The following is a 15,483-nucleotide window of genomic DNA, read 5'->3' as shown; positions in this document are numbered from 1 at the left end:
GGGCCGTTCGCACCGGCCTGGCCCAGGGCACCGGCTCCGCGTACGGCCCTCCGGGCCCGGCCGGCTGAGCCGGTACGCCTTCGCGATCGAGTACTCACATGGCGAGAGGCTCGCAGGCAACCGTTGCTACGGGTGGAGGGCGGCCTCGCCCACGATGAGGACACCCGTCTCCTCTCCCGGGCGGACGGACAGGGGGCCTGTGACCCGGATGCCGACGGGCGTGTCGTGGCCCTCGACGGTCACGGTGACCATGGCGTCGTGGCCGTAGTAGCAGACGTCTGTCACCGTGCCCCTGACAGCGCCTTCGGAGTCCGTACTGGTGAGACGGAGTTGTTCGGGACGGAGCAGTACCGTGCCGGTCCGGAGGGCCTGGGACGGAGTGGCGAGGGGCACGGTGCCCAGGGCGGTCCGGGCCGTGCCGTGGGTGTCGACGGTGCCGGGGAGCAGGACGGCGTCGCCGACGAAGTCGGCGACCCAGGGATCGGCGGGGCGCTGGTAGAGGTCCTGTGGGGTGGCGCTCTGGGCGACCCGGCCGTCGCGTACGACGGCGACGAGGTCGGCGGTGGACAGGGCCTCCTGCTGATCGTGGGTGACGAGGACCGCCGTCGCTCCGGTCGCCCGCAGTGCTGCCCGTACGTCCGACCTCACTCCTGCTCGCAGCGCGCTGTCGAGGGCGTTGAACGGCTCGTCCAGCAGCACGAGCCCCGGCCTCGGGGCGAGCGCGCGGGCCACGGCGACGCGTTGTTGCTGGCCGCCGGACAACTCGTGCGGCATACGGTCGTCGTATCCGGCGAGGCCGACCAGCTCCAGCATCTCCGCGGTACGGTGCCGCCGCTCGGCCCGGTCGGAACCGGTGAGGCCGAAGGCGACGTTGCGGGCGACGCTCAGGTGCGGGAAGAGGGCGCCTTCTTGAGGGACGATGCCGATGCGGCGGCGCTCCGGCGGAAGGTGGACGCCGGGTCCGTTCAAGAGCCGGTCGCCGAGTCGGACGGTGCCCGCGTCGGCGCGCAGGAAGCCCGCGATGATGCGCAGCATGGTGGTCTTGCCGCATCCGGAGGGGCCGAGGACCGCGGTCAACGCGCCGGCCGGGACGGTGAGGTCCAGCCCGCGCAGGACGGATTGTTCAGCGGCTCCGTAGGACTTGGTGAGTCCCGCTACGTGCAGTTCGTTCATGTCCGGTGCCTGCCCAGGAGGTAGGAGGGGACGGCGGCCAGCAGGATGAGCGTGGCGGCGTAGGGGGCGGCGGCCGCGAAGGATCCGGCGCCGGTCTCGGTCCACAGCCGGGTGGCGAGGGTGTCCATGCCGGTGGGGCGCAGGAGGAGGGTGGCGGGGAGTTCCTTCATGCAGACCACGAAGGTGAGGGCGGCCCCGGCGGCCACGCCGGGCGCGGCCAGCGGGACGGTGACCTCGCGGAGGACCTGCCATGGCCGTCGGCCGAGCGAGCGGGCCACATCCTCCAGGACGGGCGGTGCCTGGAGCACGGCCGCGCGGGTGGCGGCCACCGCGACCGGTAGGAAGAGGACGGCGTAGGCGCAGACCAGGAGCGGGAGTTGCTGGTACAAGGGGTATGCGTAGCGCACGGCGAAGAACACCAGGGCGAGCGCGACCGTGATACCGGGCAGCGCGTGACCCGCGTACGCCGCCTGCTCCAGCAGGCGGGCTCCGCGCCCCCGGTGCCGGGCGGCGATCACACCGACCGGCAGGGCGAGGACCGTGGTGAGGCCCGTGCCCGCCGCCGCGACGCCGAGGGTGGTCCAGGCCGTCTGAGCGAGCCCGCTCAGGTCCCAGGTGGCCGAGCTGCCGACGGTCAGCCAGTACCCGAGGGTGCCCAGCGGGAAGGCCACGGCGACGGCCACCACCGCCCCGCACCACAGAAGGGCGAGCGGCCGCCATCGGCCGAGTGCGAGGGGAACGGCCGGGCGGGCGGTGCCGGTTCCGGTTCTGGCGTGTCCGGCCCGGCCGCGGGTACGGGTCTCGGCGGCGACCAGCGCGATCGTCATCACCACCAGCACCACGCTGAGCGCGGCGGCCGGCGTGCGGTCGAAGGACGCGCGGTAGGAGGTGTGGATGGCGCGGGTGAAGGTGTCGTACCGCATGAGGGAGACTGCGCCGAAGTCGGAGAGCACGTACAGCGCGACGAGCAGTGCTCCACCTGCGGCGGCCGGGCGCAGTTGCGGCAGGGTGACCTTGACGAACGTCCGCAGCGGGCCGTGCCCGAGGGAGCGAGCGGCCTCCTCCTGCGCCGGGTCGATGCCCCTGAGCGCGGCGGCGACCGGCAGATGGACGTACGGGAAGCTGACCAGTGTCAGGGCCAGTGTCGCGCCGCCGAACCCGGCGAGGTCCGGCCCGGCTGACAGCCACGCGAACGCGGCGACATAACTGGGCACGGCCAGCGGCAGCGCGACCAGCACGGACCAGGCGCGGGTCGCGGGCAGTGCGGTGCGCACGGTCAGCCATGCCAGCGAGACGCCCAGCACCAGGCAGGCCGCCACGACGGCGGCGGTCAGGCCGAGGCTGCGGCCGAGGAGTTGGAGTGTGCGTTCGTCGGCGACGACATTCCAGGCGAACGCGGGGCCGCGTTCCCAGGCGCGGACGGCGAGGTAGCCGAGGGGCAGCAGGGCGAAGAGGGCGGCCACGCCGGCGGGGACGAGCAGGACCAGGGGCGGCCTTCGCTCGGCCGTACGCCCTTTCCGTTGGGCGGGGGGCCATTTGGGCCTGCGGAGTGAACGACCCGAGTCGCCCGGGCCGGCCTCGCGCTCGCGCCCGGCCGGGGCCCCCGCCCCGGCCGGGCGCGAGGTGGACGGTGATGTGCGCACGGCGGGTCAGACCAGTCCGACGTCCTGGAGCATGGCCAGCGTCTCCTGGAGGGAATCCAGCTTGCCGAGGTCGATGTCGGGAGACTGCAGCGACTCCAGCGGAGGCAGGTCCTCCACGGTGCTGGTGACACCCGCGGCCAGCGGGTACTCCTTCGTCTCGTCCGCGAAGTAGCTCTGCGCCTCCTTCGACAGCAGGTAGTCCACCGCCTTCTGGGCGGCCGCGCTCTGCCCGCTGTCCTTCAGGATGCCCGCGCCGGAGACGTTGATCAGCGCGCCGGGGTCCTTGCCGGGCAGGAAGTGCAGCCTGGAGTTGACCTTGTCCTCGCCCTTCTCGGCGACGCGCTCGTACCAGTAGTAGTGGTTGACCAGGCCGAGGGAGACCTCACCGGCCTCCACGGCATCGAGGGTGGCGAGGTTGTGGGCGTAGGTCTTGGCGCCGTTCGCCTTCAGGTCCGCAAGCCACTTGCGGGTGGCGTCATCGCCCTTCAGGACGCGCATGCCGGTGACGAACGCCTGGAAGGAGGCGTTGGTCGGCGCGAAGCCCACCTTGCCCTTCCACGCCGGCTTGACGACGTCGAAGACACTGTCCGGGACGTCGTCCTCGTCGACCTGGTCCGGGTTGTAGGCGATGACGCGGACGCGTCCCGAGAGGCCGACCCAGTCGCCGGCGGAACCGCGGTACGCCTCGTCCACCTCGTCGAGGGTGCTCTGGGGCAGTTTCTGCAGCATGCCCTCCCTGGAGAGGGCGCCCAGTGCGCCGGCGTCCTGGGAGAAGAACAGCCCGGCCTTGGTGCGGTCTCCTTCCTCCAGGATCTGGGCGGCGAGTTCGGCGCTGTCGCCGTAGCGCACCTCGACCTTGGTGTCCACGGCCTTCTCCAGCTTGTCCAGAAGTGGCTTGACAAGCTTCTCGTTGCGGCCGGTGTAGATGACGAGGGAGGGGTCCCCGCCGTCACTTGCGCCGTCCTTGTCGCCGGAGCCGCACGCGGCCAGGGCGGGGAGCAGCAGACCGGCCGCGACCAGCGCAGTTATCCGGCGAACCGAGGGGCGTCGCATGGTGTCGTGTGCCTTCCTGCGGGGCTCGCCTGTACCGCCGGTCATGCCGGTGGAGAGCGGGGGCGAAGCGTTCCTGTGACTTGTCTGTGGCTTGTTTACGACCATGCTATGAATAAGGTAAAGCTTACCTAAACGTCAAGGGCTCCGTGCTGACAAGCGGACGTTCCCGCAGAAAGGGCGCGCCCCGTGATCCATTTCTCCGGGCCTCGCCCGGCACCCGCCGCTCCGGCCTCACCCGAGGTGCCGCTTCCGCAACCGAAGGCCGTGCCGTTCGCACACCAACTGGCGGACCACGGCGACCGCGTCGCGCTCGTCACCCCGGACGGACACGTGTCGTACGGCGAGTTGGCCCAGCGGGTGGCCGTCACCGCCGAACGCCTCGGGACTGTACGGCGCCTGGTGCTGCTCGCCGGGGCCAACAGCACCGACGCGCTCGTCACGTACCTGGCCGCCCTGTCCGCCGGTCACCCCGTCCTGCTCGTCCCCGGCGACAGCGAGCACACCATCCGCTCGCTGACTCAGGCGTACGCCCCGGACGTCGTGGCCCGCCCGGATGCCGACGGGAGGTGGACCCTCGACGAACGGGACCCGCGGAGCGCCCACACCCTCCACCCGGACCTCGCCCTGCTGCTGAGCACATCCGGCTCGACCGGCTCACCCAAGCTGGTGCGGCTCTCGCACGAGAACCTCCAGGCCAACGCCGAGTCCATCGCCACTTACCTCGGCATCGACGACACGGACCGGGCAGCCACCACGCTGCCCATGCACTACTGCTACGGCCTGTCCGTCATCCACAGTCATCTGCTGCGCGGCGCCGGGCTGATCCTCACCGAACGGTCGGTGTCCGACGCGGCCTTCTGGGCGGAGTTCCACGCCGCCCGCGGCACCTCGCTGGCCGGTGTGCCGTACACCTTCGACCTGCTCGACCGGATCGGCTTCGAGCGGATGGACCTGCCGCACCTGCGCCGCGTCACCCAGGCCGGGGGCCGACTCGCCCCGGAACGGGTCGCCCGCTACGCCGAGTTGGGCCGCCGCTCGGGCTGGCAGCTGTTCGTGATGTACGGGCAGACCGAGGCCACGGCCCGCATGGCCTACCTCCCGCCGCACCTCGCCGCCGAGCGTCCCGAGGCCGTCGGCGTGCCCATACCCGGCGGCTCCTTCCGGCTCCAGCCGGTCGACGGCCACGGACCTGGTGCCGGCGAACTGGTCTACGCGGGGCCGAACGTGATGCTCGGTTACGCCGAGAGCCCGGCAGACCTCGCCCTCGGCCGAACCGTGCGGGAACTGCGCACCGGGGACCTCGCCCGGCGCGCGTCCGACGGGCTGTACGAAATCGTGGGCCGCCGCAGCCGCTTCGTGAAGATCCTCGGGCTGCGGATCGACCCGCAGCGTATCGAGACCCTGCTGGAGGAGCAGGGCGTCAACGCGTACTGCGCGGGCGACGGGGAGGCGCTCGCCGTGGCCGCGCTCAGCCGCGCCGGCGACGAGGGGCGGATCCGGCGGCTGATCGCACGGAAGTGCGGACTGCCACCGCGCGTCGTACGGGTCCGGGCCGTCGCCGAACTGCCCCGCCTGGCCTCGGGCAAGCCCGACTACGAGGCCGTACGACGGCTGACGCACCCCGCGCCCGAGGCGACGCCCCAACCCGCCGGAGATCTGGTCCGCCTTTACGCGGAGATACTCGATCGCGCCGACGTCACCGAGGACAGCAGCTTCGTCAGCCTGGGCGGCGACTCGCTGTGCTACGTCGAGATGTCCCTGCGCCTGGAGGAAACCCTGGGCCGCCTGCCCACGGACTGGCACACGAGGACCATCCGCGAGCTGCACACCATGGCGGCGCCCGCGCCGGGACGGCTGGACGGGCTGGAAGGACAGGGCGGGCCGGAGCCACCGCGGGCCCGGCCGGCCACGGGCATCCGAAGAGCCCTGCGGGCCTGGACGAACCCGCGGTCCTGGAGGACCCGCCGCACCCTGGAGACCAGCATCGCCCTGCGCGCCCTCGGGATCGTCCTCATCGTCGGCTCGCACGTCCAGGTTTTCGACGTCAAGGGCTTCGCTCACATCCTCATCGGCATCGCGGGCTACAACTTCGCCCGCTTCCAGCTGACCGATGCCGAACTCCGCGAGCGAGTACGGAACCTGTGGCGCAGCATCGCCCGCATCGCTGTGCCGAGCATGGTGTGGATCACCGGCGCGGTCATCCTGACCGACTTCTACGACCCGGCCAACGCCCTGCTCCTCAACAGCCTGCTCGACCAGGGGAACGACCGCTTCGACTGGGCCTACTGGTTCGTGGAGGCCCTGGTCTATTTCCTCGTCGTCCTCGCCGCCCTCATGGCCGTGCCCCTGCTGGCCCGGCTGGAGCGGCGGTACGTGTTCGGTGTGCCGCTGGCGCTCGTGACCGTCGGCCTGGTCGGCCGCTATGACCTGCTGGACCTGGCGTCCGCCCGCCCGCAGCTGAGCCCCACCGTGGTCTTCTGGCTGTTCGCCCTGGGCTGGGCGGCCGCGCGGGCGAACACCGTGCGGCAACGGGCGCTGCTGACGGCCGTGCTGCTGTTCACCCTGCCCGGCCTGTTCCAGGACCAGTCGGTACGCACGGCCATCGTGATCGCCGGGGTAGGGCTGCTGATCTGGGTGCCGACCCTGCCCAGCCTCGGCCCGCTCAGCGCGCTCGCGGGCGTCCTGGCGAGCAGCTCCCTCTACATCTACCTCACGCACTACCAGGTGTATCCCTACCTCCAGGAGGACTTCCCGCTCACCGCCCTGTTCGCCTCTCTCGTGGTCGGCGTCGGCTACGCGGCGGTCGTGACCCGGGTGGCGCGAACTGTCCGGTGGCTGTAGCCCGGGGCACCGCGACGACCGTCCGGCGCCCGGCCGGTCTGCTCCTGACGGTCCTGTCGGCCAGTCCGCTCCCGCCGCGCCCGAACGTCCTGGAGTTCCGTGGCGACGGTCCTGTCCTTCCCGAACCGCAGATGCGTACGGGGCATGCGCTCTCCAGCCGCTCTCCAGTTCGATCACCCTCGCTTACTATGCTCGCTTCATGCCGGAGGCCGGAAGCAAGGGGCGAACCGCCGGCGACGGACTGCTCGGGAAGCAGGGAGAACCGCATGCCAGTCGAAACTCCCCGGATTCAGATGGATGGCCTGGGAACGTGTTGAAAGAGGTCACCGCGACCCGCTACATCACGCCCCTGCGTGAGGGCGGTTCGCTGCCGGGACTCGTCGAGGCCGACGACTTCGGGACGTACGTCCTGAAGTTCACCGGCGCGGGACAGGGGCGCAAGACGCTCGTCGCCGAGGTGGTCTGCGGGGAACTCGCCCGCCGGCTGGGGCTGCGGGTGCCACGCCTGGTCACGGTCGAGCTCGACGCGGAGCTGGGGCTCGGCGAACCCGACCAGGAGGTGCAGAACCTGCTCCGGTCCAGCGGCGGCACCAACCTCGGCATGGATTTCCTCTCCGGCGCGCTCGGCTTCGACCCGCTCGCCTTCGCGGTGAGTCCCGAGGAGGCCGGGCGGATCGTCTGGTTCGACGCGCTGGTCAACAACGTCGACCGGTCCTGGCGCAACCCCAACCTGCTGATGTGGCGGGGCGAGCTGTGGCTCGTCGACCACGGGGCGACCATGATCTGGCACCACAACTGGCGCGGCGCGGAGGCCTCCGCGGCCCGCCCGTACGACGCCTCCGACCACGCCCTGGCGCCCTTCGCGCCCGATGTCGCCGCCGCCGCGGCCGAGTTGGCGCCCCGGGTCACCGAGGAACTGCTCGCCGGCGTCACCGCGCAGATCCCGGACGCCTGGCTCGCGGGCGAGCCCGGCTTCGACGCGCCGGACGACCTGAGGCAGGCCTACGCGCGACCGCTGCTCGCCCGGGCCGCCGTCATCCACGACCGCATCCAGGGGACGAAGTGAGCGACCGGCACATCATCAGGGGCGGGACGCGCGACCGCCAGATCTACGAGTACGCCGTCCTGCGCGTCGTCCCGCGCGTCGAGCGCGGCGAGTGCATCAACGCCGGGGTGCTCGTCTACTGCCGCGCCGAGTCCTACGTCGGCGCCCGCACCCACCTCGACGAGGCCCGCCTGCTGGCCCTCGACCCCCAGGCCGACGTGGCCGGCGTCCGCGCCGCGCTGCGCGCCGTGGAAGGCATGTGCGCAGGCGGCCCCGCAGCCGGCCAGGCAGCGGACGACACGCCCGGCCGCCGCTTCCGCTGGCTCGTCGCCCCGCGCTCGACGATCGTCCAGCCCGGCCCCGTCCACACCGGCCTGACCACGAACCCGGCGGCGGAGACGGAACGGTTGCTGGACCTGCTGGTGAAGTGACACCCGTCGCGCCCGGGCGTCAGCTCCGCCTGCGCTTCACGACGTAGCCGGCAGCGAGCGTGGCGCCGGCGGCGAAGGCCAGACCGACACCGACGTCCCAGGTGCCCGGCCCGGAGGCGGCCGCGCCCCCGAGTCCGCCCCTCGCTCCTCGGGACGGAGCGGTGGTGGGCGTGGGGGTGACCGGGGAAGGTGTGCTCGCCTGGCCCGTGGGGGAGATGACACCGGTGCCGCGGCGGGGCAGTGCCTCGCACGCGATGCCGTCGTCCGGGCCCTGGTCCTCGTCGAGACGGTTCGGGTCACTCGGGTCCGCGTCGAAGACGGCCTGCGCGTCCTCCTGGAACGCGAAGTCGCGGCAGTCGCGGTCGGGCTGGGCATGAGCGGGGTCGGCCGACGGCACGATCGCGGCGATCGCGAACAGGGTGCCTATGACACCGGTGCGACGGCGCATGGGGGCGCCTCCTTTCCGGCCACGAGTGGCTCGCCCTTCGACGCTGGGTGCGCCGGGCGGCGGCGCGAAGCCGTAGGCCGATCGGGTGTCCGTGCGAGCCGCGCGGGGCATGGTGGCCGGGGGTAATGGATCACATGCCGAGCCTGGCCGTTGACACCGCGTGCCAGGGCTTCTAGCGTCACACCCACTGAAGGTACTAAGCGGTCGCTCACCTGAGGAGAAGCAGCCATGTCCACCACTGAGCAGCGGGTCGCCGTCGTCACCGGTGCCGCGCGCGGGATCGGCGCCGCCACCGCCGTACGGCTGGCCGCCGAGGGCCGCGCGGTCGCCGTGCTCGACCTCGACGAGGCGGCCTGCAAGGACACCGTCGAGAAGATCACCGCCGCCGGCGGCAAGGCCGTCGCGGTCGGCTGCGACGTCTCGGACGAGGCCCAGGTCGAGGCGGCCGTCGCGCGGATCACCGAGGAGCTCGGCGCGCCGACGATCCTGGTCAACAACGCGGGCGTGCTGCGCGACAACCTGCTGTTCAAGATGAGCGTCTCCGACTGGGACACCGTCATGAACGTGCACCTGCGCGGCGCCTTCCTGATGTCCAAGGCCTGCCAGAAGCACATGGTGGACGCGGGCTTCGGCCGGATCGTCAACCTGTCGTCGTCCTCGGCGCTGGGCAACCGCGGGCAGGTCAACTACTCGGCGGCCAAGGCCGGCCTCCAGGGCTTCACCAAGACCCTCGCCAAGGAGCTCGGCAAGTTCGGCGTCACCGCCAACTCCGTCGCTCCCGGCTTCATCGCCACCGAGATGACCAAGGCCACCGCCGACCGCGTCGGCATGGGCTTCGAGGACTTCAAGGCCGCCGCCGCCACCCAGATCCCGGTGGCGCGCGTCGGTGAGCCCGAGGACATCGCCAACGCCATCGCCTTCTTCACGGGCGAGGCGGCCGGGTTCGTCTCCGGCCAGGTGCTGTACGTGGCCGGCGGACCGCTCGACTAAGGGACGGCAGACATGACTACCGTGGAACTCTCCGGCAAGGCCGCCCTCGTCACGGGCGCCAGCCGCGGCATCGGCTACGGCGTCGCCGAGGCGCTCGTCGCACGCGGCGACCGCGTGTGCATCACCGGCCGCAACGAGGACGCCCTCAAGGAGGCCGTCGAGCAGCTCGGCTCCGACCGCGTCATCTACGTGGCGGGCAAGGCGCACGACGAGGCCCACCAGGCCGTCGCCGTCGAGCGCGCGATGGAGGCCTTCGGCCGCGTCGACTTCCTGGTCAACAACGCCGGCACCAACCCGGTGTTCGGCCCGATCGCCGACCTCGACCTGAACGTCGCCCGCAAGGTCTTCGAGACCAACGTCGTCTCGGCGCTCGGCTTCGCCCAGAGGACCTGGCACGCCTGGCAGAAGGACAACGGCGGCGCGATCGTCAACATCGCCTCCGTCGCGGGCCTCTCGCCCTCGCCGTTCATCGGCGCGTACGGCGTCAGCAAGGCGGCGATGATCAACCTGACCCTGCAGCTCGCGCACGAGTTCGCGCCCAAGGTACGGGTCAACGCGATCGCCCCGGCCGTCGTGAAGACCAAGTTCGCCCAGGCCCTGTACGAGGGCCGGGAGGAGGAGGCCGCCGCGGCCTACCCGCTCGGCCGGCTCGGCGTGCCCTCCGACATCGGCGGCGCGGCCGCGTTCCTCACCTCCGAGCAGTCCGACTGGGTCACCGGCCAGACGCTCGTCGTGGACGGCGGCATCTTCCTCAACGCCGGCACGGGCTGACGCCGGCGCCTCCGCGGCCCGGCGCGGGCGCCGCTGCGTGCAGGCGGCGCCCGTGCCGGGCAAAGATGTCGCAAAGGGCGATGACAACGTCGTCAAAGGTTTATCGATCAAGGAGTCATGTACCGGGCGGGTCAACGAGCACGGCACTGCGGTATGGTCTGCCGACCCTTGGTAGGGCAGATCGAGGAGCGTGCGCGTGTTCAACCGGAACCGAGGCCTGCGGCGGGTGGCGGCCATCGCGTCCATATCGTCCCTGGTCGCCGGATGCGGCGTGCTGTCGTCCGACACTCCGGAGGACGATGGACCGATCGTGGTGGGCACCACCAGTGCCCCCAGCACGCTCGACCCTGCCGCCTCCTGGGACAGCTCCTGGGAGCTGTTCCGCAACGTCTACCAGACGCTGCTGAGCTATCCGATCGGCGCGAGCGAACCCCAGCCGGACGCCGCCGAGCAGTGCGGCTTCAGCGACTCCTCGAACCAGGTGTACCGATGCGAGCTGCGCGAGGGCCTGAAGTTCTCCAACGGAGACGCGCTCGACGCCCGGGCCGTGAAGTACTCGTTCGACCGGATCCGCAAGATCGACGTCAACGGCGGCCCCACCGGTCTGCTCGGCAGCCTCGAACGGGTCCAGGCGCCGAACGCACGCGAGGTGATCTTCCACCTCAACAAGCCCGACGCGACCTTCCCGTTCGTGCTCGCCACCCCCGCCATGTCGATCGTCTCTCCGGCCGACTACCCGGAGAACTCCCTGCGCGAGGGCGCCGACGTCGTCGGCTCCGGGCCCTACACCCTCGACTCGTACGAGGACGGCAAGGAAGCCGTCCTCGTCCGCAACGACGGCTACAAGGGCTACGCGGAGCGCCGGAACGACGCGGTGACCATCCGCTACTTCCAGGACTCCGGCGCCATGGTCAAGGCCCTGCGGGACGAGCAGATCGACGTGACCTACCGCGGCCTGGCCGCCGGCGACGTCGTGGACCTCCAGAGCAAGACCTCCAAGGAGGAGGAGATCCAGCTCGTCGAGGGCACCGGCACCGACATCAACTACCTGGTGTTCAACCCGAAGGACTCCTGGGTGAAGAAGAAGGCCGTGCGCCAGGCCATCGCGCAGGTCGTCGACCGCGCGGCCATAGCCCACAAGGTCTACAAGGACACCGTCGACCCGCTGTACTCCATGGTCCCCAAGGGCCTCACCGGTCACACGACGGGCTTCTTCGACGACTACGGCGACCCGGACGTCGGCAAGGCCCGCAAGATCCTCACCGGCGCGGGCATCAACCAGCGGGTCCCGCTCACCTTCTGGTACACGAGCGACCGCTACGGCTCCGAGACCGCCGCGGAGTTCAAGGAGCTGGAGCGCCAGCTGGAGGACTCCGGCCTGTTCGAGATCACCCTCAAGAGCCGCCCCTGGAAGACGTACGTCGAGGGCTACCAGAAGGGCGAGTACCCGGTGTTCGGGCGTGGCTGGTTCCCCGACTTCCCGGACGCCGAGAACTTCATCGCGCCGTTCGTCGGCGAGCAGAACGCCCTCGGTACGCCCTACCCGGCGCCCGAGATCACCGGCGATCTGCTGCCCCGCTCGCGCCGCGAGAGCGACCGCGCGAACGTGGAGAAGGAGTTCGAGGAGGCCCAGCGGATCCTCGTGGACGACGCGCGGCTGCTGCCGCTGTGGCAGGGCAGGCAGTACGTGGCGGCGAGCCGGGACATCTCGGGCGCGGAGCGGGCCATGGACCCGTCGACGATCATGATGATGTGGGAGCTGCACCGCAAGACCGCCTGGTAGGCGGGGCGGGCACCGGGCTTTCCCGGCACGTTGTCAGTGGTCGCCTGTAGGTTCTGTGGCCTGGAAGTGACCGCACATCGTGAGGACGTTGACGTGACCGACATCTCCATGCTGCCCGAGTCCTGGCGCGGGGTTCTGGGTGACGAGCTTCAGCAGCCCTACTTCAAGGAGCTGACGGAGTTCGTCGAGGAGGAGCGGGCGAAGGGTCCCGTCTATCCGCCGCGCGAGGAGGTCTTCGCCGCGCTGGACGCCACGCCGTACGAGGGGGTCAAGGTCCTGGTCCTCGGTCAGGACCCGTACCACGGCGAGGGGCAGGGGCACGGGCTGTGCTTCTCGGTCCGGCCCGGTGTGCGGATCCCGCCGTCCCTGCGGAACATCTACAAGGAGCTGCACGAGGAGCTGGGCACCCCGATCCCGGACAACGGCTATCTGAAGCCGTGGGCCGAGCAGGGCGTCCTGTTGCTCAACGCGGTGCTCACGGTCCGCGGCGGCGAGGCCAACTCGCACAAGAGCCGGGGCTGGGAGAGGTTCACCGACGCGGTCATCCGCGCGGTGGCCGGCCGGCCCGACCCGGCGGTGTTCGTGCTGTGGGGGAACTACGCGCAGAAGAAGCTCCCGCTGATCGACGAGTCGCGGCACGTGGTGGTCAAGGGCGCGCATCCGTCGCCGCTGTCGGCGAAGAAGTTCTTCGGCTCGCGTCCGTTCACGCAGATCAACGCGGCGGTGGCGGCGCAGGGCCACGAGCCGATCGACTGGACGATCCCGAACCTGGGCTGACGGCGGCCGACGCTCCGGCGACGTACGGAGCGGCCTCAGCCGGATCCTCCCGGCCTGCGGTTAGCGTCGGGGAGGAACAGCGGGCGAGCGGTGCGGAGGGCGTGGTCGTGGAGCGACAGGGACAGGCGGCGCCGGATGCCGTGCCGACGCGGATCGGGCAGGTCGTCATGCTGCACCACGCCGGGGACCGGGAGGAGGCCCGGCAGCGTTTCCTGGACCTGTGGGCGGAGATCGGGGAGCACGGCGACCCGCTGCACCGCTGCACCCTCGCCCACTACCTGGCCGACACACAGGACGATCCCGCCGACGAACTGGCCTGGGACCTGCGCGCGTTGACGGCGGCACAGGAGATCACCGACGCCGGGCCCACGGCGGGGGAGGGGATGCTCGCGGTACGCGCGTTCTACCCCCCCCTGCATCTGAACCTGGCCGCCGACTACGACCGACTCGGCCACCGCGACGCCGCCCGCGCACACCTGCGGCGGGCTCGGGGCGCGGCCACCGCCCTCGCCGACGGCCCCTACGGCGAGGGTGTCCGGGCGGCCATCAGACGGCTGGAGTCGCGGCTGGGCGAGGACGGCGGGGGCATGTGGACACCGCCGAGGCAGCGGCCGTGACGCCCGCGGTGGTGCACGGCGGCGCTCCTGGCCGCCCCCGTGCCGGCCCGGACGCGGTTCAACGCCCGTAGGTGTCGCGGCAGATGGTCGCCTCCGGACTGTCCGCCCGCCACCCGCCGTAGCGCCTGCCCAGCGCGCACACGTCCGTGTTGTCCGGGACGTTCTCGTGGACGTCCTGACGTACCGACTCCGAGACGTCGGGCAGGCCGGTGTGCGGACGGCGTGGGCTGCGCGGGGCCGGTTCGGGACGTTCCGGGCGGGCCGGGCGCGGACGGGCGTCGCGAGTGCCGGACGGCGGCCGCATCCGCTCCGGCGAGGCCGCCGGAGGCGTGGCCGGGCGGGATGCGGATGCGGTCGGCTCCGGGCGGCGGGACTCCTCGATGAGCTGCAGGGCCTCGCGGGCCGGTGCCTGCACGGTCTGTGTCTCCGTCCGCCCCTCCGGCTGTGGCGCCTGCGGCCGGGACGGGGCTGCCGGCGGGCCGGGAACGGGGGGATGCCGGACCGTCGTACAGCCGGCGAGGGCCGAGACAGCCACGGTCACCAGGAGCGTCGCTGTGGTCGTCGTTCGATGCACCCGCGCCACTCTGGTGCGTCCGGCCCGCGGCGGGGAGGCGGACCGGCGCAGCATGCCCCACACGGGTGATCTCCCACCCCGTACGGAGGCAGTCGGCCCGTCCCGGGTGACGTCAGTCGCCGGTCGAGCCGTCGATGCGCTCGCGGATCAGGTCGGCGTGGCCGTTGTGCCGCGCGTACTCCTCGATCATGTGGGTGTAGACCCACCGCAGGTTGAACCGCTCGCCGGTGCGGCGGTGCTTGCCCTCGGAGAGGTCGTCCAGGCCGAAGCGGGCGGCGTTGGTCCGGGCGGTCTCGATCTCTGCCTGCCAGGCGGCGTGCGCGTCCTCGTAGGTGTCCGCTCCGGTCAGATGGAACTCGCCGTCCGGGTCCTCGTCGCTCCAGTAGAGCGGCGCCGCGTCCTCGTTCGTCAGCACCCGGCGGAACCAGCTCCGCTCCACGTCCGCCATGTGCCGCACCAGGCCCAGCAGGGAGAGTTCGGAGGGCTCCACGGCGGGGGACCTGAGCTGCTCGTCGCTCAGGCCCTCGCACTTCCACGCGAGGGTCTGCCGGTGGAACTCCAGCCAGCCCTCCAGCATCGTGCGTTCGTCGGCGGTGGTGGCAGGCATACGGCGTTCGGTCGTCATGCCCACATCCTTTCCCAACGCCCCTTGCCGCACCACGGGTTTTCAGGCCCCGAGCATCCCGTCCAGCAGCTCCCGCAGCCCGGCCCGGACCTCCTCCAGGCTCGGCACCTCGGCACCGAACGACCCCGCCACGCAACTGAACATCAACCCGTCCGCCCAGGCGACGAGCGACAGCGTGTGCCGGGCCGGATCCGTCGAGCCCATCCCCGTGACGAGGGCGGTCAGCTGTTCACGGAAGCGGGCGCCCGTCGCGTCGAAGTAGGCCCGCAGCTCCGGTCGGCGGGTGGCTTCCAGCGCCAGTTCATAGCGGGCGAGGGTCAGTTCGCGGTTGCGGGTCAGGGCGCGGTGGGCGGCCAGGGCCAGCGCGTCCGCCAGGGAGCCGGTCCCGGCCCGGGGATCCGGCATCTCGTGCAGCGCGAGCACCCGCGCCTCGCGGTCGGCCAGGCGGCGCACCGCCAGTTCCAGCAGGGCCTGCCGGGTCCGCGCGAGGTTCGACGTGGAGCCCTGGGGGAGCCCGGCCGCCTCGTCCACGGCCCGGTGCGTGAGGCCCCGCATCCCGCGCTCGGCGAGCAGGGCCAGGGCGGTGTCGGCGACGAGGTCGGAGCGGGAGGGGGATGCGGCGCGTACGGACATGGAGCTCACGCTACCCGTCTCACTATAGATGTAGTACGGTCGACAGTGAACTACAGGTGTAGTCACCAGGCCGGGCAGG

15 protein-coding genes are annotated in these 15,483 nt (G+C 71.7%); 8 read left to right on the top strand and 7 right to left on the bottom strand.

Translation table 11 applies throughout. The features are described 5' to 3' along the window. Nucleotides 1-126: 126 nt before the first annotated feature. The 3 genes from HDA41_RS06115 to HDA41_RS06105 all read right to left on the bottom strand — a co-directional run bounded on the left by HDA41_RS06115 (nt 127) and on the right by HDA41_RS06105 (nt 3,869). A complete protein-coding gene (locus HDA41_RS06115) occupies nt 127-1,173 on the bottom strand; it encodes an ABC transporter ATP-binding protein (protein ID WP_184981427.1) in 1,047 nt (348 codons plus the stop codon). Then, entirely contained in the window at nt 1,170-2,636 is a 1,467-nt protein-coding gene (locus tag HDA41_RS06110) for an ABC transporter permease (RefSeq protein ID WP_230299624.1), read from the bottom strand. Before HDA41_RS06110 ends, HDA41_RS06115 begins: the two co-directional genes overlap by 4 nt. Nucleotides 2,637-2,822: 186 nt before the next feature. Further along, nucleotides 2,823-3,869, bottom strand: a complete 1,047-nt coding sequence (locus tag HDA41_RS06105) for an iron ABC transporter substrate-binding protein (protein ID WP_184981424.1) — start codon at nt 3,867-3,869, stop codon at nt 2,823-2,825. Nucleotides 3,870-4,133: 264 nt separating this feature from the next. Here HDA41_RS06105 and HDA41_RS06100 point away from each other — a divergent pair, with 264 nt between their 5' ends. The 3 genes from HDA41_RS06100 to HDA41_RS06090 all read left to right on the top strand — a co-directional run bounded on the left by HDA41_RS06100 (nt 4,134) and on the right by HDA41_RS06090 (nt 8,186). Beyond that, a complete protein-coding gene (locus tag HDA41_RS06100) occupies nt 4,134-6,710 on the top strand; it encodes an AMP-binding protein (protein WP_230299625.1) in 2,577 nt (858 codons plus the stop codon). A gap of 310 nt (nt 6,711-7,020) precedes the next feature. Next, a complete protein-coding gene (locus HDA41_RS06095) occupies nt 7,021-7,776 on the top strand; it encodes a HipA family kinase (RefSeq protein ID WP_184981420.1) in 756 nt (251 codons plus the stop codon). After that, on the top strand, nt 7,773-8,186 hold the full coding sequence (locus HDA41_RS06090) for a DUF3037 domain-containing protein (protein ID WP_184981418.1): 414 nt from the start codon (nt 7,773-7,775) through the stop codon (nt 8,184-8,186). Before HDA41_RS06095 ends, HDA41_RS06090 begins: the two co-directional genes overlap by 4 nt. A 19-nt stretch (nt 8,187-8,205) precedes the next feature. On the opposite strand, the gene HDA41_RS06085 is transcribed toward HDA41_RS06090, so the two are convergent. After that, nucleotides 8,206-8,634: an excalibur calcium-binding protein gene (locus HDA41_RS06085; protein WP_184981417.1), complete on the bottom strand. Its 429-nt coding sequence runs from the start codon at nt 8,632-8,634 to the stop codon at nt 8,206-8,208. A 228-nt stretch (nt 8,635-8,862) separates the two neighbouring features. Here HDA41_RS06085 and fabG point away from each other — a divergent pair, with 228 nt between their 5' ends. From fabG to HDA41_RS06060, 5 genes are all read left to right on the top strand, one after another. Next, the gene (gene fabG / locus HDA41_RS06080; protein ID WP_184981416.1) at nt 8,863-9,624 is read left to right on the top strand and encodes a 3-oxoacyl-ACP reductase FabG; all 762 of its coding nucleotides are present in this window, start codon (nt 8,863-8,865) and stop codon (nt 9,622-9,624) included. Nucleotides 9,625-9,636: 12 nt separating this feature from the next. Continuing rightward, complete coding sequence (locus tag HDA41_RS06075; protein WP_184981415.1) at nt 9,637-10,395, top strand: SDR family oxidoreductase; 759 nt, start codon at nt 9,637-9,639, stop codon at nt 10,393-10,395. A gap of 196 nt (nt 10,396-10,591) precedes the next feature. Next, on the top strand, nt 10,592-12,178 hold the full coding sequence (locus HDA41_RS06070; protein WP_184981414.1) for an ABC transporter substrate-binding protein: 1,587 nt from the start codon (nt 10,592-10,594) through the stop codon (nt 12,176-12,178). Nucleotides 12,179-12,271: 93 nt separating this feature from the next. Continuing rightward, nucleotides 12,272-12,955 (top strand): uracil-DNA glycosylase, encoded by a 684-nt coding sequence (gene ung, locus HDA41_RS06065; protein ID WP_184981413.1) that lies wholly within the window; start codon nt 12,272-12,274, stop codon nt 12,953-12,955. Nucleotides 12,956-13,056: 101 nt separating this feature from the next. Next, a complete protein-coding gene (locus tag HDA41_RS06060; RefSeq protein WP_184981411.1) occupies nt 13,057-13,572 on the top strand; it encodes a hypothetical protein in 516 nt (171 codons plus the stop codon). A gap of 58 nt (nt 13,573-13,630) precedes the next feature. Here the strand turns inward: HDA41_RS06060 and HDA41_RS42240 are convergent, their stop codons facing one another. The 3 genes from HDA41_RS42240 to HDA41_RS06045 all read right to left on the bottom strand — a co-directional run bounded on the left by HDA41_RS42240 (nt 13,631) and on the right by HDA41_RS06045 (nt 15,404). Next, nucleotides 13,631-13,987 carry a hypothetical protein gene (locus HDA41_RS42240; RefSeq protein ID WP_311772134.1) on the bottom strand — a complete coding sequence of 119 codons (357 nt, stop codon included), beginning with the start codon at nt 13,985-13,987 and terminating at the stop codon, nt 13,631-13,633. A gap of 271 nt (nt 13,988-14,258) precedes the next feature. Continuing rightward, nucleotides 14,259-14,771, bottom strand: a complete 513-nt coding sequence (locus tag HDA41_RS06050) for a DinB family protein (protein WP_184981407.1) — start codon at nt 14,769-14,771, stop codon at nt 14,259-14,261. Nucleotides 14,772-14,813: 42 nt separating this feature from the next. Continuing rightward, nucleotides 14,814-15,404: a TetR/AcrR family transcriptional regulator gene (locus tag HDA41_RS06045; protein WP_184981405.1), complete on the bottom strand. Its 591-nt coding sequence runs from the start codon at nt 15,402-15,404 to the stop codon at nt 14,814-14,816. Nucleotides 15,405-15,483 lie beyond the last annotated feature (79 nt).

This window comes from Streptomyces caelestis (assembly GCF_014205255.1).
Lineage (GTDB): Bacteria > Actinomycetota > Actinomycetes > Streptomycetales > Streptomycetaceae > Streptomyces > Streptomyces caelestis.
Note: the sequence above shows the minus strand (reverse complement) of the source record. Positions and strands in the feature narration are given on the sequence as shown.

What these genes read in the sequence shown, in the direction of transcription:
- HDA41_RS06115 (WP_184981427.1), bottom strand. Translation starts at nt 1,173, where the DNA reads ATGAACGAACTGCACGTAGCGGGACTCACCAAGTCCTACGGAGCCGCT.
- HDA41_RS06105 (WP_184981424.1), bottom strand. Translation starts at nt 3,869, where the DNA reads ATGCGACGCCCCTCGGTTCGCCGGATAACTGCGCTGGTCGCGGCCGGT.
- HDA41_RS06085 (WP_184981417.1), bottom strand. Translation starts at nt 8,634, where the DNA reads ATGCGCCGTCGCACCGGTGTCATAGGCACCCTGTTCGCGATCGCCGCG.
- fabG (WP_184981416.1), top strand. Translation starts at nt 8,863, where the DNA reads ATGTCCACCACTGAGCAGCGGGTCGCCGTCGTCACCGGTGCCGCGCGC.
- HDA41_RS06075 (WP_184981415.1), top strand. Translation starts at nt 9,637, where the DNA reads ATGACTACCGTGGAACTCTCCGGCAAGGCCGCCCTCGTCACGGGCGCC.
- HDA41_RS06050 (WP_184981407.1), bottom strand. Translation starts at nt 14,771, where the DNA reads ATGACGACCGAACGCCGTATGCCTGCCACCACCGCCGACGAACGCACG.
- HDA41_RS06045 (WP_184981405.1), bottom strand. Translation starts at nt 15,404, where the DNA reads ATGTCCGTACGCGCCGCATCCCCCTCCCGCTCCGACCTCGTCGCCGAC.